The sequence below is a fragment of the Achromobacter dolens genome (assembly GCF_902859745.1).
Lineage (GTDB): Bacteria > Pseudomonadota > Gammaproteobacteria > Burkholderiales > Burkholderiaceae_B > Achromobacter > Achromobacter dolens.
Map to the genome: position 1 here is coordinate 54,034 of NZ_CADIJW010000023.1, position 22,134 is coordinate 76,167.

Here is a 22,134-nt window from a genome sequence, read left to right on the forward strand (position 1 = left end):
GCAAGGAGGATCTCGCTACGAAGGGCGGTAAGCTCGGGAACAATGGTCTCACGTTTGCGTTTGAGAAAACCACATCCATCGAGCCGGCACGCGCGTATTGTATTTAAAATACCCATAGTGTGGCGTTTTGCTTCGGCTACTATTGGACGCGCGCAACCTTTAACCAAAGGATCGGAGAATAACGTGGCGTGTCTGACGACGATATGGCGGAAAGCGATGTTGGCGGCGCTGCTGGCCTGTGCGCATGCGGCGGGCGCGCAGGACCTGCCGATCCCCGACCCCGTGTCCCCGTCCCGTCCGGCGGCGCCCTCGCCCGACAACGACTTCAAGCGCTACAACGCGCCCTACGAGTCCCCCGCCTACACCCCGCCCGCCCCCATTGGCGCACCCGTGCGCCCGCAGCCGACCCCGCCGGTCGCCGCTCCGCCCGCGCCGCCCGCCGCCTACACGCCGCCGGCCGTGCCGCCCGCGGTCAAGAGCGGCAGCGGTGATCGCGGCACCGACCGCCACATGGCCGGCAACCGGTTGCCGGAAAACGGCGTCGTGCCCACCCCGCGCCAGGCCGCCGTGGCGCCGGCCGACCCGGCCCTGGAGCAGGCCATCGGCAGCGCCATCGGCGCGGTCGGGCCGGGCGACACGCTCAACATCAACATCCTTGGCACCGGCGGCACCCAGGCCCGCGCCACGGTCGATGCCGACGGCCAGATCGTGGTGCCGATGCTGGGCAACGTCCGCGCCTCGGGCCTGACGCCCGCGGCCATCGGCAAACGCATCGAACAGGACCTGCGCAGCAAGGGCTACATGACCGATCCGCAGGTCGCCGTCGAGGTCGTCACGCTGCGCAGCCGCATCGTGTCGGTGCTGGGACAGGTCGCGAGGCCGGGCCGCTACCCCATCGAAGGCAAGCTGTCGGTGCTGGAACTATTGGCCATGGCCGGCGGCGCCACGGGCGGCGCTGGCGACGTTGCCACCCTGGTGCGCCGCGCCGGCGGCGGCAACGACCGCATCAATCTCTACGTGGGCAATCGCCAATCGCCCTCGCAAAGCCTGCAGGACACCGAGCTGCAACCGGGCGACGTGGTGTTCGTGCCGGAAGCGCCGCGCTTCTACGTCTACGGCGAAGTCGGCAAGCCCGGCGCCTATCCGTTGGAACAGGGCCTGAACGTCATGCGCGCCCTGGCGGTCGCCGGCGGCCTGACGCCGCGCGCGTCCGACAGCCGCATCGACCTCAACCGCACGGACGCGCTGACCGGCGAGATCACCGACCGACGCGCCAAGCTGACCGACGCGGTCCAGCCCGGCGACGTCATCCACGTCAACGAGCGCTTCTTCTGATGAACCGCCGCAGCCTGCTCTCGGCCCTGCTGCTGGCCCCGGGATGCGCCGCGCTGCCCGCATGGGCGCGCGACCAGCGCATCTACGCCGTGGTGGTCGGCGACTCCATCGCCGAAGGCGAGATCCAGCGCAAGGGCCGCCTGAACGTGCAGGGCCAGTTCGTGCCGGACTATCCGTCCAATCCGGGCCAGCTCTCCTACGACCTGGCGCGCTATTCCGGCGTGTTCCATTTCAACCATGGCATCGGCGGCCAGATGTCGGCGCAGGTCCGCGCCCGCTGGCGCCGCGACGTGCTGGCCGAGGAATACGATCCCGGCGATGGCCGCGGCGCGCGCACCCTGCCCGCCGGCTCGCGACCGAGCCTGGCGTATCTGCATGTCGGCATCAACGATGTCGCCGTCGGCATGGTGCCGCTGCAGACCCTGCAGGACAACTTCACCTACTTCGCGCGGACCACGGCGAAACTGGGCATCCCGCTGGTCGTGGACAACGTCGGCGCCTACCTCGGCATGACGCCGCCCATGATCGAGCTGACCCGCGCCTTCAATGCCTGGCTGCTACAAGACCTGCCGCGCCAGTACCCGCATGTGCGGGTCGTGGACTACCTGTACTGGTCCAGCGGCGGCACCAACGATTTCCTCAAGCTGGCGCCGGGCATGTTCGCCGACGGCGTGCATCCGAACATCGCCGGCTATACCGCCTTCGCCGGCTACATCCACGAAACGCTGAAGCTGCCGGCGGGCGCCGCCGTGCGATACTGATGCCCTTGGTCCGCGCACGCGCGGCACCAGGCTTGCGGCGCCTGCCCGGAGCGACATGATGATCCTGGACGCCAACACCATTCCGAACGGCTCGACCCTCACCGCCGACCTGTGCATCGTCGGCGGTGGCGCCGCCGGCATCACGCTGGCCCTGGCCCTGCTGGACAGCGGCCTGGACGTGGTGCTGCTCGAAAGCGGCGGCCCGGCCGAGGACAAGACCACCCAGGCGCTCTACGCGGGCAGTGTCGCCGACGCCCGCATGCACCCCGAGCCCGAGCGCTACCGCCAGCGCCGCATGGGCGGCTCCACCACCATCTGGGGTGGCCGCTGCATGCCGTTCGATCCCATCGACTTCGAGCCGCGCGACTACATCGCGCACAGCGGCTGGCCCATCAGCCTGGACGACCTGCGGTCCTACTACCCGCGCGCCAACCAACTGTGCGAAGCCGGCGATTTCGCCTACACCGTCGAGACCGCCTTCCATCGGCCCGTGCGGCCGATGATCGAAGGCTTCGACAGCCCCGAGTTCTCCACCGATACCCTGGAACGCTTCAGCGTGCCCACCGATTTCGGCTGGCGCTATGCCGAGCGGCTGCGCCAGGGACCGGTGCGCGTGCTGCAGCATGCCAACCTGTGCAAGCTCGACAACGGTGCGGCCGGCGCGCCCGTTGGCCCGGCCCGCGTCCGCACGCTGGCCGGCAACAATGTCTTCACGGTCCAGGCGCGCGCCTACGTGCTCGCCACCGGCGGACTGGAAACCGCGCGGCTGCTGCTCGCCAACCCCGGCGCCAGCGGCCGCGGACTGGGCAACGCGCACGACGTGGTGGGCCGCTACTACATGTGCCACATCGCCGGCACCATCGGCAACGTCGACCTGGCCGGCGCCCGTTCCGTCTGGCACGGCTACGAGGTTTCCGACGAAGGCATCTATTGCCGCCGGCGCCTGGCGCTGCAACCCGAGGCGCAGCGCCGCCTGCACGCGGGCAACTTCATCGCGCGCCTGCACCATCCGCGCATTCCGGACCCTGGACACGGCAGCGGCGTCCTGTCGGCGCTGTACCTGGCCCGGCCCGTCGTTCCCTACGAATACGCCAAGCGCCTGTATGGCGACACGCCAGGTTCGCTCGGCCTGTGGCTCAGCCACCTGCGCAACGTGTTGCTGGGCGCCCCGGCCACCGCGCGCTTCATGTGGCACATGCTGACTGAACACAAGCTGGCCGCGCGCAAGTTTCCGTCCATCATCGTCCACCCGCGCAACCGCCGCTACAGCCTCGATTTCCACGCCGAACAAGAGCCCAACCCCGACAGCCGCGTCACGCTGGGCAATGACGTCGACGCGCTCGGAATGCGCCGCCTGCACATCGACTGGCGCTACACGCCCCGCGATGTTGCCACCGTGCAGACCGCGCTGGCGGCGCTGGCCGAGGCCCTGGCCGCCAGCGGCGTGGGCCGCTTCGACTACGACCCTGGGCAGGTCGAGGCCGAGATGACGCGCTATGGCGCCTACGGCGGTCACCATATCGGCACGGCGCGCATGGGGAACGATCCGCGCGACAGCGTCGTCAACGCCGACTGCCGCGTGCACGAAACCCCCAATCTGTACGTCGCCGGCTCGGCGGTCTTCCCGACCTCCGGCCAGGCCAACCCGACCCTGACCATCGTCGCGCTGGCCCTGCGCCTGGCCGATCACCTGCGCCGCGTTCACGCGTCAAGCGGCGCAGCCACGGAGACCCGCACATGAAACAACGCATTCTGGTCCTGGGCGCCAATGGCTATGTCGGCCGGCGCGTGGTGTCGGCGCTGGCCGCCAGCGACTGGGCCGACCCGGTGGCGGGCGTGCGCCGCGCCCGGCAGCAAGGCCGCGAGATCGTTCTCGACGCCACCGACCCCGCCGCGGTCACGCGCGCCCTGGGCGAAGTCGACGCCGTGGTCAATTGCGTGGCCGGCTCTCCCGACGCCATGACGGCCGGCGCCCGCGCCCTGGTGGCCGCGCTCGACGCGCGCGAAGCGCGCCTGGTGCATTTCAGTTCCATGGCGGTCTATGGCGCGGCGCGCGGCGACATTGGCGAAGACCATCCCGTGGCCGCGAACCTGCAAGGCTATGCCGGCGCCAAGGTCGAAGCCGAACGGCTGCTGGCCGCGCGCGAGACCGTCGTCACCTTGCGGCCGGGCTGCATCTACGGACCCGACAGTCCACAATGGAGCCTGCGCATCGCCGACCTGCTGCGCGCGCACCGCATCGGCGACCTGGGCGCGGCCGGCGACGGCTGCAGCAACCTCGTCTACATCGACGACGTCGTAGCGGCAGTGCTGGCCGGCCTGCGCACGCCGACCGCGGCTGCGGCCTACAACCTCGCCATGGCCGAAGCGCCCGACTGGAACGGCTACTTCCTGGCCTATGCGCGCGCGCTCGACGCCGTGCCGGTCAAGCGCATCGGCCCGCGCCGCCTGAAGATCGAAACGCATCTGCTGGCGCCGGTGCTGAAGATCGCCGAGATCGGCCTGCGACGCGTGGGCCTGCGCCTGCCGCCGCCGATTCCACCGTCGCTGGCGCGCCTCTGGCGCCAGCCCATCCGGCTGGTCTCGACGCGCGCCGAGCAGCAGCTCGGGCTGCGCTGGACCTCCCTGCAGCAGGGTCTGGCGGCGACCGTCGCCGCCGCCCGGACATGATGCCGCCAGAACCAGGAGAACCGGCCGTGGCCTACCCCTATCGCGTCGCCGCCCAGATCAGCATGTACCCCATGGACTATCCCCATGCGGCGCTGCTGCTGCCGCACCAGATCCGTGTCTGGGCGCCCATGGTCGACCGCATCCTCGTCACCATCGACACGCACCGCAGCCGATCGGGCCGCTATCGCGGCACGCACTTCGACGAATACCGCGGCAAGCTGCTGGCCCTGGCGCAAGACCTGCGCCGCGACACGCCCCAGCTCGACGTCATCGAGGTCGATTACGCCCCGGCTGCCCGGCGCGAGGTGGCGCAATCGTTCTTCGGCGTCGACGACATCCCGGTCAAGGCATGGGACGGCGGCCCGTTCTACGCCTACTTCTACGGCATGCACCACAGCCAGGCGCGCCACATCGTGCACTTCGATGGCGACATGCTGTTCGGCGGCGGCAGCCGCACCTGGGTAGAAGAGGCCATCGCCTACACCGAGCAGGATCCCACCGTGCTGCTGACCGGCCCGTTCCCCGGCCCGCCGCGCGCCGACGCGGCGGTCCATGGCCACGGCCTGCCCGAACCCGAACGCGTCGATATCGCCGGCGCCCCCGCCTATCGCTTCCAGAACGCCAGCACGCGTATCTTCATGCTCGATATGGAACGGCTGCGCGCCACGCTCGGCCACCTGCCGCTGCTGCGGCCAAGCGCCGTACAGCGGACCAAATCGCATCTACTGGGCAACCCGCCGGACGTGCGCGAGGCCGAAGTCATCCTGAGCGAGGTGCTGCGCGCCAACGGCCTGCACCGCGTCGATCTGCTGGGTTCGGCGCCCGGGCTGTGGTCACTGCACCCGCCCTATCGCGGCGCGGAGTTCTACCGCAGGCTGCCGGAACTGATCGCCGCGGTCGAATCGGGCCAGGTGCCGGACGCCCAGCGCGGTCATTACGACATCCACGACAGCATGATCGACTGGACGCCCCAGCGCGCCGCGGCGCGCCGCCACAAGCGCTGGCTGCGCCTGCTCAAAGACCGGCTACGGATCGGCGGGTAGCGGCCTTGGAGGCCTCCTGCTCGCGCGGCTTCTTGAAGAGGTTGATCAGCGGCCGCTCCATCAACTGGTAGACCAGCAGCCCCACCACCGTGCAGGCCAGGATGCCGACGACGCAGAACGCCACCTGCCCGCCCGGCAGGCTGTCCAGGTGCAGCTTGCGCCAGCCCTGGCTGACGGCCGACAGCACGAAGGCGTGAGACAGGTACAGCGAGTACGAGGCGTCGCCCAGCTTGTGCAGGAAATTCAGGCGCGGCAGCGCGTGGAAGCGTTCCAGCAGAATCGCGCCCACCACGATCGCCGCCGCCGGCACGCCCTGCGCCAAGGGCCGCGAGGCGTTTGGCGCCAGCACCGACATCAGCCCGATCACCACGAAGCCGCCGAGCACCAGCGCCCAGCCCAGCCCCGCCGAGCCGCCCTTGTGCGGCCGCGAGAACCACCAGCCCACGCTCATGCCCAGCACGAACTCGAGCACGATGTCCGACGTATAGACCTTGAGAATGGGCGTGTCGTCGCCCACCACGAACCATCCCAGCATGCTCAGGCCGAGCAGCACGAGGGTCGTGGTCGCGAAGCGCCACGCCGTCGGCAGCACCAGCGTCAGGCCGAAAATGACGTAATAGAGCATCTCGTAATTAAGCGTCCACCCCACCGTCAGCACAGGTTCGATCAGGCCCGCCGGATTCGGCACCATCACGAACAGATACGAGGCAATCACATGGAACAGGCCGAAGCGGGTAGTCTGCAGCAGGTGCGGCGCGATCAACATCACCGCCACCGCCACCGAGGTCAGCACCCAGTAAAGCGGAACGATGCGCACCGCGCGACGGCGGTAGAACTCCAGCACGCCGACTTTCTTGCCGCGCGTCGTGATCCACATCAGGAAGCCGCTCAGGACGAAAAAGATGTCCACGCCGGCGGCCAGCCAATGCGGCCAGTAGCCCTGGTAGCCCATGCGCTCGAGCTGCGGATACAGGTGGACCAGCACCACCATCATGGCCGCGACGCCGCGCAGGTACTGAATCGAAAGAATGTCCATGAACGATTTACCTGGTACGGTAAGAATGGAAAGCGGGCATGCGCGCCGCCGGATGGCAAGGAGTCATGACCGCGCCTCCCGGATGGCGTAGCCGTCATCGCGCCGCACTTCGCGCCATGCCATGACGAGCACCGCCAGCCCATAGCAGGCTTCGCCGACCAGGATGCCGATGACCGCGCCAATGGGACCCAACTGCAGCATGCCGACATAGCTTATCGCCAATGCGATCAGCGCACAGACCAGGGTGGCCGCGCTCAGCGCGCGAAAGCGCTGGCGCAGCAGCGGCACCATCATGATCGGCTCGCGGATCACCATCAGCACGAACAGCCCGATCCACAGCACCAGCAGCAGGTCGCGCTGCGGAAAATCCTTGCGCATCAGGTCCAGGAAGATCCAGTCGCGCAGCAGCCAGATCACCGCCCCGTACAGCAGCGTGAACAGCGCCAGCGCCAGCGAGAACAGCATCAGGCGGCGCAGCGTACGGCGCGCGCCCATGCCGTGCATCCAGTCGGACGCCAGCGGCGTCAACTGCTTCTGCATGCCGGCCAGCAGCAGGTTGATCGGCATCAGCGTCAGGCGCGAGGCGGCCAGCGCCGCCACGGCCGCCAGGTCCAGCGTGGCCGCGGTCAGGAAGTTGTAGCCCTGGTTGAACAACCAATAGATGACGCCGCCCGAGGCAGCCCAGAACCCCATGCGGGCGATCTCGCGCAGGCGGCCGGGCGCCGCGTCGCGCTCGATATCGTTGGCCAGCACCCGGCGCAGCGCCCCGGCGCAGGCCAGCGCCGCCATCGTGCCTGCAAGCAGGGCGCCGGCCGCCGCCGCCGGCGTCCTGACCGCGAGCGCGCAGCCGGCCAGCAGCACCGCCACGTAGATCGCGTCCGCGCCCAGCACCTGTTGTGGACGGTGGTACATCAACAGGATGCCGCGCAGGTATTCGCGGTACAGCGCCGCCAGCACCAGGCCGATGGCCGCCACCACCACCAGCGTCGATCCGCCGTCGAACAGTCCCATCGCCCAGCCGGCCAGCGCCACGGCCAGCGCCAACGCACCGCCCAGCGCCCCCAGCCATTTCTGGTCCCGCAGCAGGCTGCCCATCCACTGGCGCCGCGCCGCCTCGTCCAGGGCGGGCAGGCGGATCACCATCGGCGTGCCAATGAAGGTGCCCTGCAGCGTCGTCAGCAACATCATGGTGTTGAAGGCCAGGATGTAATAGCCGTACTGCGCCTCGGGCGCGTAGCGGATCAGGATCAGGCCGACGCCGAAGTTGGCGGCCGACAGCATGGCCTGATCGGCAATCGAGCTGCCGAACAGGCGCGCCAGGCCCGAAGCCGAAAAGCGTGTCCGCGTCACTTGGAATCCCGATCGGTTTTGATCCAATGCTTGTTGCGGCGGTTGCGCAACAGCACGTACAGTTTCCACAGCACGAAAAACGGCACGCGCAGCAGGTCCAGCAGCGCTCGCGGCCCCAGCGGCGACAGTTGCCAGCCGCGCAACGCGTGCAGCGCCAGCACGCCCAGCAGGACCAGCGCCAGCAGCGGCCATGTGGCCAGCCCGGCGCCGGGCAGCAGCCACGCGGCCAGCCCGCCCAGCACCAGCAACGCGCCGATCTGCAGCGCGATGTAGCCCAGCGGCATGGTCAGCAGGTCAATCGCCAGTTCCAGGCAGATCCAGCTCGGCCGCATGACGGCCTGGCGCAAGAGGCGGCCGACATAGGTCCGCATCACCGCCAGGCGGCCTCCCTCCCAGCGCTGGCGCTGCGTGCGCGAACCGCGCTCGGACGCCACCAGTTCCGCGTCGGCGCTGGCCTCGTCGATATAGACCACGCGGTGGCCGTGCAGGCCCAGCACCACGCCATACTCCAGATCTTCCGCCATCGAATGGATATTGAACGGCACCTCGCGCAGCAACGCGTGCGTCATGCACATGCCATTGCCGCGCAGGCCGTTGGAGGCGCGCAACCGTTCACGCGCGCGGCCCCGCACCGCATGAAAGGCGCCATAGGCGATGGTGATGATGCGCGTGCGCCACGACTCGTCCGGATTGAGCACCCCATAATGCACCTGCATCACCGCCGCCCCCTGCTCGATGCGCGCGGCGTAGGCGGCCAGCAGGTTGGGCGTGACCTCGGTGTCGGCGTCGATCACCGCGACCGCATGCGCGAAGCCGTCGGCCGCGCTGCGCGCGATGCCGTACTCCAGCGCGTAGCCCTTGCCGCGATGCTGGTCGTCATGGCGCTCGATCACCTCGGCGCCCGCGGCGCGCGCCAGCGCCGCCGTGTCGTCGGTGCAATTGTCGGCGATGACGATGACGCGGTAATGCTCGCGCGGCCAGTCGATGGCCGCCAGGCTGCGCACCGTGCGCTCGATCACCGCGGTCTCGTTGTGCGCCGGCACCAGGATGTCGAAGCGCATGTCGCGCCGTTGCGGCTGTGGCCGCGGCAGGCGCGCCGACAGCAGCGTCAGCAGGCCCAGATAGGCGGTGGCCGCCGTGACGGGCAAGGCGATGATGAACAGGATCAGGTGCAGGAAGCCGGCCATGTGCTCAAGCGTACTCTTGGTAATGCCCGCCCCACAGCACGGACAGTTTTCCATAGTTGGCACAGGCGCGGCCCAGCCAGTGCACCGCGTGATGCCGGCCCAGCGGCCACGATACCAGCGCCAGGATGCCCGCGACCGCCATCTGCGCCAGCGCCCGCGCATAGAACGCCACGCGGCGCATGATCGCGGGGCGACGGTCGCGCAGGCGGCCGGCCTCGAAGTGGATGGCGAAATCCTGGCCGCCGCGCAGGGCGCGCTTCAGGATCCAGCCGGTGCGCATCCGGCTCTCGGGCACGGGCTCCGTCACATACGCCTCGTCGCACCAGATCACGCGCGCGCCCTGGCCCATCAGGCGCATCAACAGGTCGCCATCCTCGCCACCGGTCAGGCCGTAGGCGGGATTGAAGACCTGCTCCTGGCGCCGCAGCCACGTGGCGGCAATGAAGCAATTGCCGGTACGCACCGCGTTGCGCGGCAAGACTTCGCCGGTACGAAAGCGTGGCCAGTCGTAGAAGCGGCCTCGCCGTATCCAGGCCGGCGCGGTTGGCGGAATCTCCGGCACGACTGGCGCCTGCACCACGTCGGCGCCATGATCGCGGGCCGCCGCGGCCAGCAGTGCCAGCCACTGGGCCGGCGCGCGCTCGTCATCGTCGATCATCGCCAGCCAATCGCCGCGCGCCAACGAGACCGTCATATTGCGGGTCAACGAAATATTCTTCTCGGGCTGGATGGCGTAGTCCAGCGCGACGCCCTGGGCCGCGAAGGCCGCGCGCCGAGCCTCGACCACGGCGCGCGCGCTGCCCTGGGCATCGTTGTCCACCACCACGATCTGCGCGGGCCTCAAGGTCTGCGCCGCCATATCGCCCAGCAGCAGGTCCAGCATCACCGGACGGCGGTAGGTGGCGATGCACACACTGATGGGGCCGGTGCTCATGGCGTTTCCTCGAAAACCAGTTCATACCAGGGGCTGGCGCCGTCATCGCGGGTCTGCACCCGCACGCGCACGCCATCGGTGCCCGAGGTCGCATCGGCGGCAGGCAGCGCCGCCCGGCGCCGGCCTTCGCCATCCAGCGGATAGACCGACAACCGGCCGGTGCGCGGCGCCAGGCCCAGCATGGCCGGCGTACGGCGCAGCCAGGCTGGCGAGCGTGTGGCGTAGCTGCCGGACGGCCCCGGCGAACCGGCGTCCGGCTCCAGCGTCGACCAGGCGCCCTGGCCGCGATAGGGCACCCGCAGCTTGGGCCGGGCCGGCATCGACCCCGGCTGCGTGCCGGTGGTGTCGTTGCCCAGGCCCAGCAGCATATGCCGCGACCGCGCCAGCGGCTGGCCGTCCAGCGGCGTAAGCATGGCGCTGGCCGCGCCCGCCGCGTCGAACTGCATCCAGACGGACGAACCGCCGATGCGGCCGCTGCCCACCGCGCCGAACACGGCCCACAGGGCCGGCGCGTCGATCACGATGCGGCCCGCCGACGCGTCGTGGCTCAGCAAGGGCGTCGCGTTCGCCAGGCTCGGCAGCGCCACATCGGGGGCCGCGGCCAGGTCCAGTCCCACGCGGCCCCGCAACGCCCATTGCGGCTTTACGCCCAGGCCATCGGCCAGCCCGGTGGTGATTGCATCGAAGCGCCGGTCGGCGCCGAGCTGCAGGCGCTGCCGCGGCCCCACCGGCAGGGTGATCGCGTCTGGCAGCGCGGCCAACAGCGGCTGACGGAACAACCGCGCGCTCTGGCCCGCCAGCGCCATGCGTCCCCAATCGCCGCTCAGGGCGAAGCGCGACGGCGATTGCGGCAGCCGCTGGGCGTCGCTGTAATCGAAATAGAACAGGCCATCCCAGTCCTGAAGGGCGCCGACCGCGCTCATCAGCGGCAGGATCTCGGCGCCGCGGGGGTTGGGGAAGGGCTGGTTGAATTCGCTGACCACGAAGGGCCGCTTGGCATCGCGCCGCAGCGACAGGGCCAACACGCGGTCGAACTCGTTGCCGCTGGCGCTCAGGTCCGGGATGCGCCAGTCATTATCGGCGCGGATGTCAGGATGCCCGACGTAGAAGTGCTCATCGATATAGTCCATGGCGACCTGGGAATCGAAATTCAGCAGGCCGCCATAGCCCATCTGCGTGCCGGTCACCGGCACCCGCGGATCGGCGCTCTCATGCACCACGCGGCGCAGGCGCTCGAAATAGGCCTGGTCGGTCGCCGCCAGGAACGACAGGAAATCGCGTTCCCGCAGATCCACCTTGGCATCGCTGCCGAACAGCGCGTTGACGCGCCGCACGATCCCCGAACGCAACTGCGCCAGGCCGCTCTCGTAGAGCGGCTGCTGCTGGCCCGGCACCGGGAACTCGACCGCGTTGTCGTTGCCGCCCGCGCAGCCGCCCCAGGCCGCGCAGGCCTGCGCCAGCGACCCATGGCGCAGCATAAGCCAGGCGCGCCACTGCCTGCGCAATTCAGGCGCATAGGCCGACGGAATCGCCGCGAGCCAATCCGGTCCCAGCCAGGCCGCCAGCAGCGACGACTCATTATTGAGCTCGACCATGGCGAGCGCCGGATTGTCTTTCAGGCCCAGCGCCTGGATCAGCCGTCGCGCATAGTCTTCCTGCATCGCGATCAGGCGCGGGTCGTACACATGGATCGGCGCTGTCAGCGGCGGCATCTCCGCGCCGCCATCCAGCGCCGGCAACCCATCCACCCGCGGGCGGAAGCGATAGCCCACGTGCAGGTTCAGGTTGACGTAGATGCCCTCGCGCGCCAGCGCCTCGATCAGTCCGCGCAGCCGCGCCACCGCCGTCGGGCTGAACGTCGGAAACGGCCCCGTCGTCAGGATGCTGATCGGTGCGTCCGGGTAGTCCGACGGCAGCGAATCCAGATGATGCAGGCGCACCGCGTTGAAACCCAGCTTGCGCAGTTGCCGCGCCAGCACGGCGGCCTCGACCGGATCGGGGAAGTTGGCGCCGAACGTCAGGTTCACGCCGAACAAGCGCACCCGCGCATCGTCGGCCGTTCCAGGCAGGCCGTCGGCGCCGACGCGATAGAAATGCCCGTCGCGCACGACAATGCGCGAGGCCGCGTCCAGCGGCCGATTCAGCGCCGACACATCCGGCGCGCCGGACAGCGCCGCCGGGTTCATCTCGAACCCGAACCAGCCGCCGGGCGCCGCCGCCGCGGCGCTCATCACCCACGCCAGCGCCAGGGCCGGGGCCAGCACGGCGCGCCAGCGCTTCATGCCTCGCGCTCCCGGCGCACGGCATAGGACCGCGCGGCGGCGGCGCGGACAGGCGGTGGCGCCGGCTTGGACGCCGCCGCCGCGCGCTGCCGCCAGCGTTCCATCGCCAGGCGGCCGCTGATCGCCAGCGACGAATAGATGAACATGATGTTCTGGAAATTGGTGTCCCGCAGAATCTGGCTTTCCGAGAAATTACTGACCATGATCGTCACGCAGATGCCCAGGTGCATCGCCGCGTCCTCGCGGTCGATCTTGAACAGGCGCATGATGCTGACCACGTGCCACAGCAGGCACCCCAGGAACAGCCCCATGCCGACCTGGCCCAGGTCCAGCAGGATATCGATATAGCCGTTGTGCGCCTGTCCCGGCAGCCAGCCCAGCTTGTCGGCGATGAACTGCGCCGGACCGCCTTCGCCCACCCAGAAGGCGCTGTAGCCGATGCCCCAGACGGGATGCCGCTGGATGGCCAGGTCCACCAGCGCCCAGATCTCGCCGCGGCCCGTCAGGTCATTGCTCTTGTTGAACAGCGACGTGACCACCAGCACCAGATCGTCGATACGCGGCATGCGGCCCACCGCCACGTAGAACATCAGCAGGAAGTACAGCGCCACCAGCAGCGCGGCCAGCATCAGGATCTGCCCGGTATGGCGGCCGCCGAAAAACCGCTTGCGCGTCAGCAGGTAGACCCCGGCGCCCAACCCCGTCACCAGCATGGCCGTCGCGCTCTTGGCCATCACCAGCATGAACACGCTGAACAGCAGCCCCACCGCGCTCAGGCGCCGGATCGACGGCGTCATCAGCCATTCGCGCAACCACAGCAGCACGGCGAAGCCGGCAATCGAGCCCAGCATGTTCTTCTGCCACGTGATGCCGCGCCAGGCGTTGCCCAGCAGGGTGTCCACCCCCATGCTCGGGATGAACACCGCCACCAGGCACGACAGCACCAGCACGATCGTGTACGTGCCCAGGATGACGCGCAGGAACTGGCGCGGATTGCTGAAGGGCGGCGCCACGGTCAGCCCAATCAGCACCAGCCCCGCGAAAATGATGGTGCGCTTGATCGTGATGTCCGGATAGGGCGACCAGGTCGCGCTGACCAGGCAATAGAGCACCAGCAGCATCAGGAACAGATTGGACGCGCGCAGGTTCATGAGCGCCGGGCGGACGTGGTGCCAGAGCACGAACAACGCGCCCAGGAACAGCGACCCGTACTGCACCTGGCGCAGCATCGAACCCTGCTCGATGGTGTGATTGGCCTCCGGACCTACCGCGTTGACCGACAGCGTGTCGGGCACGATGGCGAACAGCAGGCTCAGCCCCACCAGCAGCCAGACGGCCCAGCGATCGCCTCGGCTCTGTCCGCCAACCGCCACGACCGCGGGCGCGCCCATGGCCGTTCCCCTCAACGCCGCAGCCGCGCCGGCAGCAGCGCGCGCAGCCGGTCCTTCCAGCCACGCGGCGCATCCGGCTCGTATTCGTTGTAGACCGTGCCCAGCACGCGCACGCCGGCCGTCTCCAGCACCTCCGCGGTCCGCGTCAGGGCGCTCAGCGACGTCACGTCCTTGCGCGCCACCAGCACACAGGCATCCACCTGGCGCGCGATGCTTTGCGCGTCCGAGGAATGAGTCGCCGCCGGCGTGTTCACGATGAAGATCTCATACTGGTCGGCATAAGCGGCCAGCAGCCGGTCCAGCGCCGGCTCGCGCAGCAGTTCGGCGGGGTTGGGCGGTTGGGGCCCGGCGTCCAGTACGCCCAACGTCGGAAAACCCGGCACGGCGCGGCTGTCGCCAGCCGGCGCGCGTCCCGCCAGGATCGAGGACAGGCCCGCGCCGCTGGCGGCGCCCAGAATGTCATCCTGGCCGCTGGCGCGCAGGTTGGCATTGACCAGCAGCGTGCGGCGGCCGGTCTGCGCGAACGCCAGCGCCAGGCTGGCCGACAGGTAGGCGCGGCCCTCGCTGTCATCCGGGCTCACCACCGCCACCGCGATACGCGGCAGGTCTTCCAGGCGGATCGAGATTTCGGCGCGCACCTGGCGGATCGCCTCGGCCTCCCGGCTGAATGGCGCCGCCGCGATCGCGAGCTGGATGTCGCCATGCTGGGCCGAGGCGTAGTCATAGCGGTATTGCTCGGCCAGCACCGACTGCACGCGCGCTTCCGACACGAAGCCGAGCTTCACGGCGGCCTGGCCAAAGCGCAGGCGCTCGGCCTGCTGCAGTTGGACCACGTGCTGCACCTGGTCCTCGGTCAGCAGGCCCAGGCGCACGAAGCGCTCGCCCATCTTCTCGCCCGGCACGGTATCGGGCGCCTGGTTCGAAGCGGGTTCGCCAGCCTGTTGCTGGTTGAGGCGGTCAAACAGAGGGCGCAGCGTGGAATCGCTCATGACGTCACCGTCGCGGGAGTCGGGTTGCGGCCGATGCGGCCCAGAACGGGCTGCCGCGTATTGCGCTCCAGGTCTTCGGCGCAGCGGATGCGGCGGCGGCTCAGCTCCAGCAGCATCGCCAGCGCCAGGCCCGCCAGCAGGCCCACCACCAGGCCCAGCGCCAGGCTGCTGCGCACCTTCGGGCGCGATGGCGAAGTCGGCACATCGGCCGCGCGCAGCACCGCCAGGTTGGGTAGGGAAATATTGCTGGCCATCAGGATACTGTCGTACTTCTGCAGCGCGGTCTGGTAAACCTGCTCGACGCCGGCGAACTGGCGCCGGTAGGCCGCGATGCGATCGCGCTTGGCCATCTGGTCCAGGACCTTGGCGCGCTGCGCATCTATATCGCGCTGCAGCGCCGCCTTCTGCGTCTGCAGGCGTTCCAGCTCGCCGCGCTGCGCCTCGATGGCGGCCTTGGACTGGCGCGAGATATCAGCCAGCATCTGCGAGCGTTGCGCCAGCAGCCCCGCCACGGTCGGGTGCCTCGGCCCCAGCGAGCCGCGCAATTGGCCGAGCTGGTGATCCACCACCGTCAGGCCGTTGCGCAGATCGTTGATGGGCGCAATCTGCCCCACCTCGGGCAGATCCTCAGGACGGATGCCGCTCTTGAGCAGGCGTTCTGTGGTTTCGTTGCGCGCCTTTGCCGCCTCCAGTTGCGCGTCCAGCGTCAGCATTGACGTCGTCATGTCGTTGAGCGTGCGCACGTCGATATCGCCGCCAGTCTGTTCCGTGTCGACGATGCCGGTTTCCTGCTGGTAGCGCGTCAGCTTGTCCTGGATGGCGTCGACTTCGCCGCGCAACTGCTCGAGCTGCGCCGTGTACTGTTCGCTGCGCGCGCGGGCAGCCGCCGACGAGATGTTCTGGCTGACCGCCAGGTAGGAATTGACCACCGCGTTGGTGAATTCGCGCGCCTTCTGCGGCGTATTGGCGGAAAACGACACCGTCAGCACCCGGCTGTTCTGCTGCTTGACCACCTCCAGGTTGCGGCGGATGTAGTCCACAAGGTCGTTGTGCGCCTTGGTGCCCTGCGCCGCGTCCGGTCCCGACAGCAGCTCCAGGGTCGAGATCACGTGGTCGGCGACCGCCTGGCTGCGGATCATGTCGATCTGCGTCTGCATATAGCTTTCGTCGAGCAGCGCCGAAAACGAGCGTCCGTTGATCGGGTCGTTTTCGCGGTAGTCGATGAAGACGTCCGACGATGCCGTCCACACGCGCGGCAGCACCAGCAGCAGCAGGCAGGTCAACGCCAGCGTGGCCAGGGTCACCCGGGCGATCAACCTCGCGCGGGCGGCCAGCATTGCCCACACCTGATTCAACGAGAGCAGACTGTATTCGGGAGTCACGGCGGGATCTGGAGTCAGCGTGGCGTAATGACTGATTCTACCGGAGAGTCCGATCTGGGGGCCAGATGGGAAAAATACCGGAAATAAAACGCCCGATGACGGTATTTATGGCAAAAAAAAGGCAAGGGCCTGGACCCTTGCCTTTCTAGCCTGGAACGGCGGACCGCTCCAACAGCTTTCACTTAGATGATACGTGCGGCTTCAACCAGACGCACCACGCGCCACGACTTCGAGCGCGAGATGGGACGGCCTTCAGCGATTTCAACCGTATCGCCTTCGTTGTACTGGTTCGACTCATCGTGCGCCTTGTACTTCGCGGAACGCATGATGATCTTGCCGAAGATGGGGTGCTTGACGCGGCGTTCGACCAGAACGACGACAGTCTTGTCCATCTTGTTGCTGACGACCTTGCCGACCAGCGTACGCTGGCGCTTGGCCACTTGGGTGTTTTGGGTTTCGCTCATCTTTATTTCCCTGCCTTCTCGGTCAGCAAGGTACGCACGCGCGCGATGTCGCGGCGCACGTTACGCAGCTGGCTGGTGTTGGCAAGCTGCTGCGTGGCCTTCTGCATACGCAGACCGAATTGCGCCTTCAGCAGGCTTTCGAGCTCTTTGCCGAGCTCGGCGGCGTCTTTCGAACGGAGTTCGCTGGCTTTCATGTCTTAGTACTCCTTAAGCACCGATATGACGCGCGACGAACGTGGTCGAAATCGGCAGCTTGGCAGCGGCCAGGCGGAAAGCTTCACGCGCGAGCTCTTCGCTAACCCCTTCCATTTCGTAGAGCACCTTGCCGGGCTGAATCTCGGCGACCCAGTACTCCGGGTTGCCCTTACCGTTACCCATACGGACTTCGGCAGGCTTTTGCGAGATGGGCTTGTCCGGGAAAATGCGAATCCAGATGCGGCCGCCGCGCTTGATGTGACGGTTGATGGCACGACGAGCGGCTTCGATCTGGCGAGCGGTCAGACGGCCACGGCCGGTGGCCTTCAGACCGAATTCGCCGAACGACACGTGGGTGCCACGGGTCGCCAGACCGGTGTTGCGGCCCTTCTGCTCTTTGCGATACTTTCTGCGAGAGGGTTGCAGCATGGTTATTCTCCTTCAGGCGCCGGAGCAGCGTCCGCCTTGCGGGGACCACGGCCACGACCACCCGGACGACCGGTGCGAGCACCGTCCGGACGATCACCACGCGGAGCGCGGCGCGGACGACGTTCTTCTTCACGCGGGGCGGCGGTTTCCGGCGGCAGTTCGCCGTTGGCCAGCATGTCGCCCTTGTAGACCCAGACCTTGATGCCGATCACGCCGTACGTGGTGTGGGCTTCGGAGGTGCCGTAGTCGATGTTGGCCTTGAGGGTGTGCAGCGGCACACGGCCTTCGCGATACCACTCGGTGCGAGCAATTTCGATACCGTTCAGACGGCCCGAGCTCATGATCTTGATGCCTTGGGCACCCAGACGCATGGCGTTCTGCATCGCGCGCTTCATGGCGCGGCGGAACATGATGCGCTTCTCGAGCTGTTGCGAGATCGAGTCGGCGATCAGTTGAGCATCGGTTTCCGGCTTGCGGATTTCTTCGATGTTGACGTGCACGGGCACGCCCATCAGGCGCTGCAGATCAGCCTTCAGGCTTTCGATGTCTTCGCCGCGCTTGCCGATCACCACGCCCGGACGAGCCGAGTAGACGGTGATGCGGGCATTCTTGGCGGGACGCTCGATGATCACGCGACCGACGGAGGCGCTCTTGAGCTTCTTCTTCAGGTACTCGCGGACGCGGATGTCTTCGGCCAGCATGCTGCCGAAGGCCTTGTCGTCGGCGAACCAACGCGAGGACCAATTACGGGTGACCGCGAGACGGAACCCAGTGGGGTGAATTTTCTGACCCATCGTGACTCCTTAAGCTCCGACCTTGACCGTGATGTGGCAGGTCTGCTTCTCGATACGGTTGCCGCGGCCCTTGGCGCGAGCGGAGAAGCGCTTCATCGACTGAGCCTTGTCCACGAAGATCGTGGTGACTTTCAGTTCGTCGATATCGGCGCCGTCGTTGTGCTCGGCGTTGGCGATGGCGGACTCGACAGCCTTCTTCAGGATGGCGGCGGCCTTCTTCGGCGAGAAGGTGAGGATCTCGAGCGCACGGCCGACCTTCTGGCCGCGGATCAGATCCGCAACCAGACGCGTCTTTTGAGCGGAGATGTGAACCCCACGGATAATGGCAGTAGTTTCCATCGCTTACCTCTTCGCCTTCTTGTCCGCGGCGTGACCCTTGAACGTACGGGTCAGCGCGAACTCGCCCAGCTTGTGACCGACCATGTTCTCGTTGATGTAAACGGGAACATGCTGCTTGCCGTTGTGCACAGCGATCGTCAGACCGATGAACTCGGGCAGGATCGTCGAGCGACGCGACCAGGTCTTGATCGGCTTCTTGTCTTTGCCCGCGACGGCCGTGTCCACCTTTTTGATCAGGTGAGCATCGACAAACGGGCCTTTCTTGATCGAACGTGACATAGTGTTCGCCTCTTACTTGCGCTTGCGCCGTTGGACGATCATATTGTTCGTCCGCTTGTTGCGACGGGTCTTGTAACCCTTCGCCGGGGTGCCCCACGGGCTGACCGGTTCGCGTGCTTCACCGGTACGGCCTTCACCGCCACCGTGCGGGTGGTCGACCGGGTTCATGGCCACGCCACGAACCGTCGGGCGGACACCGCGCCAACGCATTGCACCGGCCTTGCCGATTTGGCGCAGGCTGTGTTCTTCGTTACCGACTTCACCGATGGTGGCACGGCATTCGATGTGCACACGGCGGACTTCACCCGAGCGCAGACGCACTTGAGCGTAGGTGCCTTCGCGAGCCAGCAGGACGGCGGAAGCGCCGGCCGAACGGACCATCTGGGCACCCTTGCCGGGCAGCATTTCGACGCAGTGAATCGTCGTACCCACCGGGATGTTGCGGATCGGCAGCGTGTTGCCGGCGCGGATCGGGGCTTCGATGCCCGAGATCAGCGTGGCGCCCACTTCCAGGCCGCGCGGAGCGATGATGTAGCGACGCTCGCCGTCGGCGTAGCACAGCAGAGCGATGTGCGCCGTACGGTTCGGGTCGTATTCCAGACGCTCGACCTTCGCGGGGATGCCATCCTTGTCGCGACGGAAGTCGACGACACGGTAATGTTGCTTGTGACCGCCGCCACGGTGGCGGATCGTGATGTGACCGTTGTTGTTACGGCCCGAACCACGGGTCTTCTTTTCCAGCAGCGGCGCGTAGGGCTCACCCTTGTGCAGGTTCGGGCTGACAACCTTCACCATGCCACGGCGGCCAGCCGAAGTCGGCTTAACTTTTACGAGGGCCATTTACTTCACCTCCGCAAAGTCGATTTCCTGGCCGTCCTTGAGCGAGACGTAGGCCTTGCGCTCATTGCGGCGGCGGCCAACGAATCGGCCAAAGCGCTTGACTTTGCCCTTACGGTTGAGGACCTGCACGGACTCGACCTGCACCTTGAAGAGCAGTTCGACGGCAGCCTTGATTTCCGGCTTGGTAGCGTCAGCCACGACACGGAAAGCGACTTGCTGATTCTTCTCAGCGACGAACGTGGCCTTTTCGGTCACGATCGGAGCCAGAATGACTTGCATCAAGCGTTCAGCGTTCATCCCAGCATCTCCTCGAGTTGAGCGATGGCCGGCTTGGTGATCAGCACTTTCTTGTAGTGGACCAGCGACAACGGATCGGCATAACGGGGCTCGACAACGGCAACGTGCGGCAGGTTGCGGGTGGCGAGGTAAACATTTTCATCAACGTTGTCGGTGATGATCAGGACCGAATCCAGGCCCAGGCTCTTCAGCTTTGCAGCGGCGGCCTTGGTCTTGGGCGATTCCAGATCGAACGATTCGACGACGGCGATGCGGTCTTCGCGAGCCAGTTGCGACAGGATCGAGCGGATCCCGGCGCGGTACATCTTCTTGTTGACCTTCTGGCTGAAGTTCTCTTCCGGCGAGTTCGGGAAAATCCGACCACCGCCACGCCACAGCGGCGACGAGGTCATACCGGCGCGAGCGCGGCCGGTACCCTTCTGGCGCCAGGGCTTCTTGGTCGAGTGCTTGACTTCCGAGCGATCCTTCTGAGCGCGGTTGCCGGCACGGGCGTTGGCTTGGAAAGCCACCACGATCTGATGAATCAGCGCTTCGTTGAAGTCACGGCCGAAGATCGTGTCGGGCGCGCTGAAAGTCGCGGCCTGACCTTGGTCGTTCAGGAGCTTGAGATCCATTTACTTACGCTCCCTTCTTGGCCGGGGCCTTGATGGCCGGACGCACGACGATATCGGCGCCAGCGTGGCCGGGGACAGCGCCCTTGACCAGCAGCAGGCCGCGCTCCACGTCAACGCGAACGACGTCGAGGTTTTGAACGGTGCGGGTGACATCACCCAGGTGACCCGCCATGCGCTTACCCGGGAAAATACGGCCCGGATCTTGAGCTTGGCCGATCGAGCCGGGAACGCGGTGCGAACGGGAGTTACCGTGCGAGGCGCGTTGCGAGCCGAAGTTGTGGCGCTTGATGGTACCGGCAAAGCCCTTACCAATGGTGGTGCCCGTGACGTCGACCTGTTGGCCGGCTTCGAACACCGATTCCACGGCGATCACGGAACCCGCCGCAAATTCAGCGGCGCGGGCGGGATCAAGGCGGAATTCTTTGAGGATGCTACCGGCTTCAACGCCGGCCTTGGCGTAGTGGCCCGTTTGTGCTTGCGGCACGCGCGAGGCGCGACGAGCGCCATAAGCCACCTGGATCGCGGCGTAGCCGTCGGTTTCCAGCGACTTAACTTGGGTCACGCGGTTGTTCGACACGTCCAGCACGGTCACCGGGATGGATTCACCTTCCTCGGTAAAAATGCGGGTCATGCCGACCTTGCGACCCACCAGCCCCAGCCGGTGAGCGGCGGGCGTGGGTGTCGAATTCGACATCGTTTTCTCCATTCCCGACTGCGATTGGTCGGGGCTAATCAGGCAAAAGGTAACGGCCTTTGCCCTACGACTATGTTCAACCTGGCTTGGGGTTGCCGGCCCGGAAAATCCCGGACTTGCGCGCGCCTCACCATAGTTAGACCTGCCACAAAATGGCAAGCTTGGCATATTAGCACGTTTTTTTCAGGCAGCACAAGCACTTAGCGTGAAAAGGCGCCTGCCCTGCCCCCGGCGCGTCAGGCTGTGGCGCAAAAACAAATGGCCGCAGTCCCGAAGGATTGCGGCCATTCTGCACAAGTCCACTGGCGAAGGTAGCGGACTCGCGATACGCCTTACTGCAGCGCGATTTCGACGTCGACGCCAGCCGGCAGGTCCAGACGCATCAGGGCGTCAACGGTCTTGTCGGTGGGATCAACGATGTCCATCAGGCGCTGATGGGTACGGATTTCGAACTGGTCGCGCGACGTCTTGTTGACGTGCGGCGAACGCAGCACGTCGTAACGGCGAATACGCGTGGGCAGCGGCACCGGGCCGCGGACAACGGCGCCCGTGCGCTTGGCGGTGTCGACGATTTCAGCGGCCGATTGATCGATCAGCTTGTAATCGAAAGCCTTCAAGCGGATACGGATCTTTTGGTTTTTCATGGCGTTTCCTAAAGAACGAGAGGCGAGGGCTTTGATTCGCCCCCGCTGGTTGTGTGCTGCTTACGTGATCCGGATTACTTCAGGATCTTGGCGACGACGCCGGCGCCGACGGTACGACCGCCTTCACGGATGGCGAAACGCAGGCCTTCTTCCATGGCGATCGGGGCCAGCAGCTTGACGGTCAT

The 22,134-nt window shown here is 67.0% G+C and carries 25 protein-coding genes; 5 read left to right on the top strand and 20 right to left on the bottom strand.

Annotated elements, in window-relative coordinates; genetic code table 11:
• The first annotated feature begins 216 nt into the window (after positions 1-216).
• The 5 genes from HV783_RS17025 to HV783_RS17045 are packed head-to-tail and all read left to right on the top strand — an operon-like array spanning position 217 to position 5,809.
• A complete protein-coding gene (locus tag HV783_RS17025) occupies positions 217-1,335 on the top strand; it encodes an SLBB domain-containing protein (RefSeq protein WP_175189539.1) in 1,119 nt (372 codons plus the stop codon).
• A complete protein-coding gene (locus HV783_RS17030; protein WP_144656174.1) occupies positions 1,335-2,096 on the top strand; it encodes an SGNH/GDSL hydrolase family protein in 762 nt (253 codons plus the stop codon). Before HV783_RS17025 ends, HV783_RS17030 begins: the two co-directional genes overlap by 1 nt.
• Positions 2,097-2,151: 55 nt before the next feature.
• A complete protein-coding gene (locus HV783_RS17035) occupies positions 2,152-3,837 on the top strand; it encodes an FAD-dependent oxidoreductase (RefSeq protein WP_254603927.1) in 1,686 nt (561 codons plus the stop codon).
• Complete coding sequence (locus tag HV783_RS17040; protein ID WP_175189540.1) at positions 3,834-4,766, top strand: NAD-dependent epimerase/dehydratase family protein; 933 nt, start codon at positions 3,834-3,836, stop codon at positions 4,764-4,766. Before HV783_RS17035 ends, HV783_RS17040 begins: the two co-directional genes overlap by 4 nt.
• A 26-nt stretch (positions 4,767-4,792) precedes the next feature.
• The gene (locus tag HV783_RS17045; RefSeq protein WP_175189541.1) at positions 4,793-5,809 is read left to right on the top strand and encodes a capsular biosynthesis protein; all 1,017 of its coding nucleotides are present in this window, start codon (positions 4,793-4,795) and stop codon (positions 5,807-5,809) included.
• Here the strand turns inward: HV783_RS17045 and HV783_RS17050 are convergent.
• The 20 genes from HV783_RS17050 to HV783_RS17145 all read right to left on the bottom strand — a co-directional run.
• Positions 5,781-6,845, bottom strand: a complete 1,065-nt coding sequence (locus HV783_RS17050; RefSeq protein WP_175189542.1) for an acyltransferase family protein — start codon at positions 6,843-6,845, stop codon at positions 5,781-5,783. The genes HV783_RS17045 and HV783_RS17050 overlap by 29 nt on opposite strands.
• Positions 6,846-6,908: 63 nt before the next feature.
• Positions 6,909-8,195, bottom strand: coding sequence for a lipopolysaccharide biosynthesis protein (locus tag HV783_RS17055; protein ID WP_054500216.1), 1,287 nt, complete (start codon positions 8,193-8,195; stop codon positions 6,909-6,911).
• Positions 8,192-9,382, bottom strand: a complete 1,191-nt coding sequence (locus HV783_RS17060; protein WP_144656186.1) for a glycosyltransferase family 2 protein — start codon at positions 9,380-9,382, stop codon at positions 8,192-8,194. The genes HV783_RS17055 and HV783_RS17060 overlap by 4 nt, the downstream gene beginning before the upstream one ends.
• 4 nt (positions 9,383-9,386) lie before the next feature.
• On the bottom strand, positions 9,387-10,316 hold the full coding sequence (locus tag HV783_RS17065) for a glycosyltransferase family 2 protein (protein ID WP_175143572.1): 930 nt from the start codon (positions 10,314-10,316) through the stop codon (positions 9,387-9,389).
• The gene (locus tag HV783_RS17070) at positions 10,313-12,598 is read right to left on the bottom strand and encodes a capsular biosynthesis protein (RefSeq protein ID WP_175189543.1); all 2,286 of its coding nucleotides are present in this window, start codon (positions 12,596-12,598) and stop codon (positions 10,313-10,315) included. The genes HV783_RS17065 and HV783_RS17070 overlap by 4 nt, the downstream gene beginning before the upstream one ends.
• Positions 12,595-13,989 carry an O-antigen ligase family protein gene (locus HV783_RS17075; RefSeq protein WP_054500212.1) on the bottom strand — a complete coding sequence of 465 codons (1,395 nt, stop codon included), beginning with the start codon at positions 13,987-13,989 and terminating at the stop codon, positions 12,595-12,597. The genes HV783_RS17070 and HV783_RS17075 overlap by 4 nt, the downstream gene beginning before the upstream one ends.
• An 11-nt stretch (positions 13,990-14,000) precedes the next feature.
• Entirely contained in the window at positions 14,001-14,978 is a 978-nt protein-coding gene (locus tag HV783_RS17080) for a CpsD/CapB family tyrosine-protein kinase (protein ID WP_064527432.1), read from the bottom strand.
• Positions 14,975-16,360 (bottom strand): GumC family protein, encoded by a 1,386-nt coding sequence (locus tag HV783_RS17085; protein WP_258955644.1) that lies wholly within the window; start codon positions 16,358-16,360, stop codon positions 14,975-14,977. Before HV783_RS17085 ends, HV783_RS17080 begins: the two co-directional genes overlap by 4 nt.
• Positions 16,361-16,542: 182 nt before the next feature.
• The gene (gene rpsQ, locus HV783_RS17090; RefSeq protein WP_006216549.1) at positions 16,543-16,824 is read right to left on the bottom strand and encodes a 30S ribosomal protein S17; all 282 of its coding nucleotides are present in this window, start codon (positions 16,822-16,824) and stop codon (positions 16,543-16,545) included.
• 2 nt (positions 16,825-16,826) lie between these two features.
• Positions 16,827-17,018 carry a 50S ribosomal protein L29 gene (rpmC, locus tag HV783_RS17095; RefSeq protein WP_003806912.1) on the bottom strand — a complete coding sequence of 64 codons (192 nt, stop codon included), beginning with the start codon at positions 17,016-17,018 and terminating at the stop codon, positions 16,827-16,829.
• A gap of 13 nt (positions 17,019-17,031) precedes the next feature.
• Complete coding sequence (rplP, locus tag HV783_RS17100) at positions 17,032-17,448, bottom strand: 50S ribosomal protein L16 (protein WP_006389610.1); 417 nt, start codon at positions 17,446-17,448, stop codon at positions 17,032-17,034.
• A 2-nt stretch (positions 17,449-17,450) separates the two neighbouring features.
• Positions 17,451-18,242 carry a 30S ribosomal protein S3 gene (gene rpsC / locus HV783_RS17105; protein WP_006389609.1) on the bottom strand — a complete coding sequence of 264 codons (792 nt, stop codon included), beginning with the start codon at positions 18,240-18,242 and terminating at the stop codon, positions 17,451-17,453.
• Between the two features lie 9 nt (positions 18,243-18,251).
• Positions 18,252-18,581 carry a 50S ribosomal protein L22 gene (gene rplV / locus HV783_RS17110; protein ID WP_006389608.1) on the bottom strand — a complete coding sequence of 110 codons (330 nt, stop codon included), beginning with the start codon at positions 18,579-18,581 and terminating at the stop codon, positions 18,252-18,254.
• Between the two features lie 3 nt (positions 18,582-18,584).
• The gene (gene rpsS / locus HV783_RS17115; protein ID WP_006216555.1) at positions 18,585-18,860 is read right to left on the bottom strand and encodes a 30S ribosomal protein S19; all 276 of its coding nucleotides are present in this window, start codon (positions 18,858-18,860) and stop codon (positions 18,585-18,587) included.
• A gap of 12 nt (positions 18,861-18,872) precedes the next feature.
• The gene (gene rplB, locus HV783_RS17120) at positions 18,873-19,700 is read right to left on the bottom strand and encodes a 50S ribosomal protein L2 (RefSeq protein WP_006389607.1); all 828 of its coding nucleotides are present in this window, start codon (positions 19,698-19,700) and stop codon (positions 18,873-18,875) included.
• Positions 19,701-19,997, bottom strand: a complete 297-nt coding sequence (gene rplW, locus HV783_RS17125; protein ID WP_006216557.1) for a 50S ribosomal protein L23 — start codon at positions 19,995-19,997, stop codon at positions 19,701-19,703.
• On the bottom strand, positions 19,994-20,611 hold the full coding sequence (gene rplD, locus HV783_RS17130) for a 50S ribosomal protein L4 (protein WP_006389605.1): 618 nt from the start codon (positions 20,609-20,611) through the stop codon (positions 19,994-19,996). The genes rplW and rplD overlap by 4 nt, the downstream gene beginning before the upstream one ends.
• A gap of 4 nt (positions 20,612-20,615) precedes the next feature.
• A complete protein-coding gene (gene rplC, locus HV783_RS17135) occupies positions 20,616-21,305 on the bottom strand; it encodes a 50S ribosomal protein L3 (protein WP_006392074.1) in 690 nt (229 codons plus the stop codon).
• 332 nt (positions 21,306-21,637) lie between these two features.
• Positions 21,638-21,949: a 30S ribosomal protein S10 gene (rpsJ, locus tag HV783_RS17140; RefSeq protein ID WP_003806903.1), complete on the bottom strand. Its 312-nt coding sequence runs from the start codon at positions 21,947-21,949 to the stop codon at positions 21,638-21,640.
• A 74-nt stretch (positions 21,950-22,023) separates the two neighbouring features.
• Positions 22,024-22,134: EF-Tu C-terminal domain-related protein (locus HV783_RS17145; RefSeq protein ID WP_128829795.1), on the bottom strand; the 111-nt coding region annotated here is incomplete at its 5' end.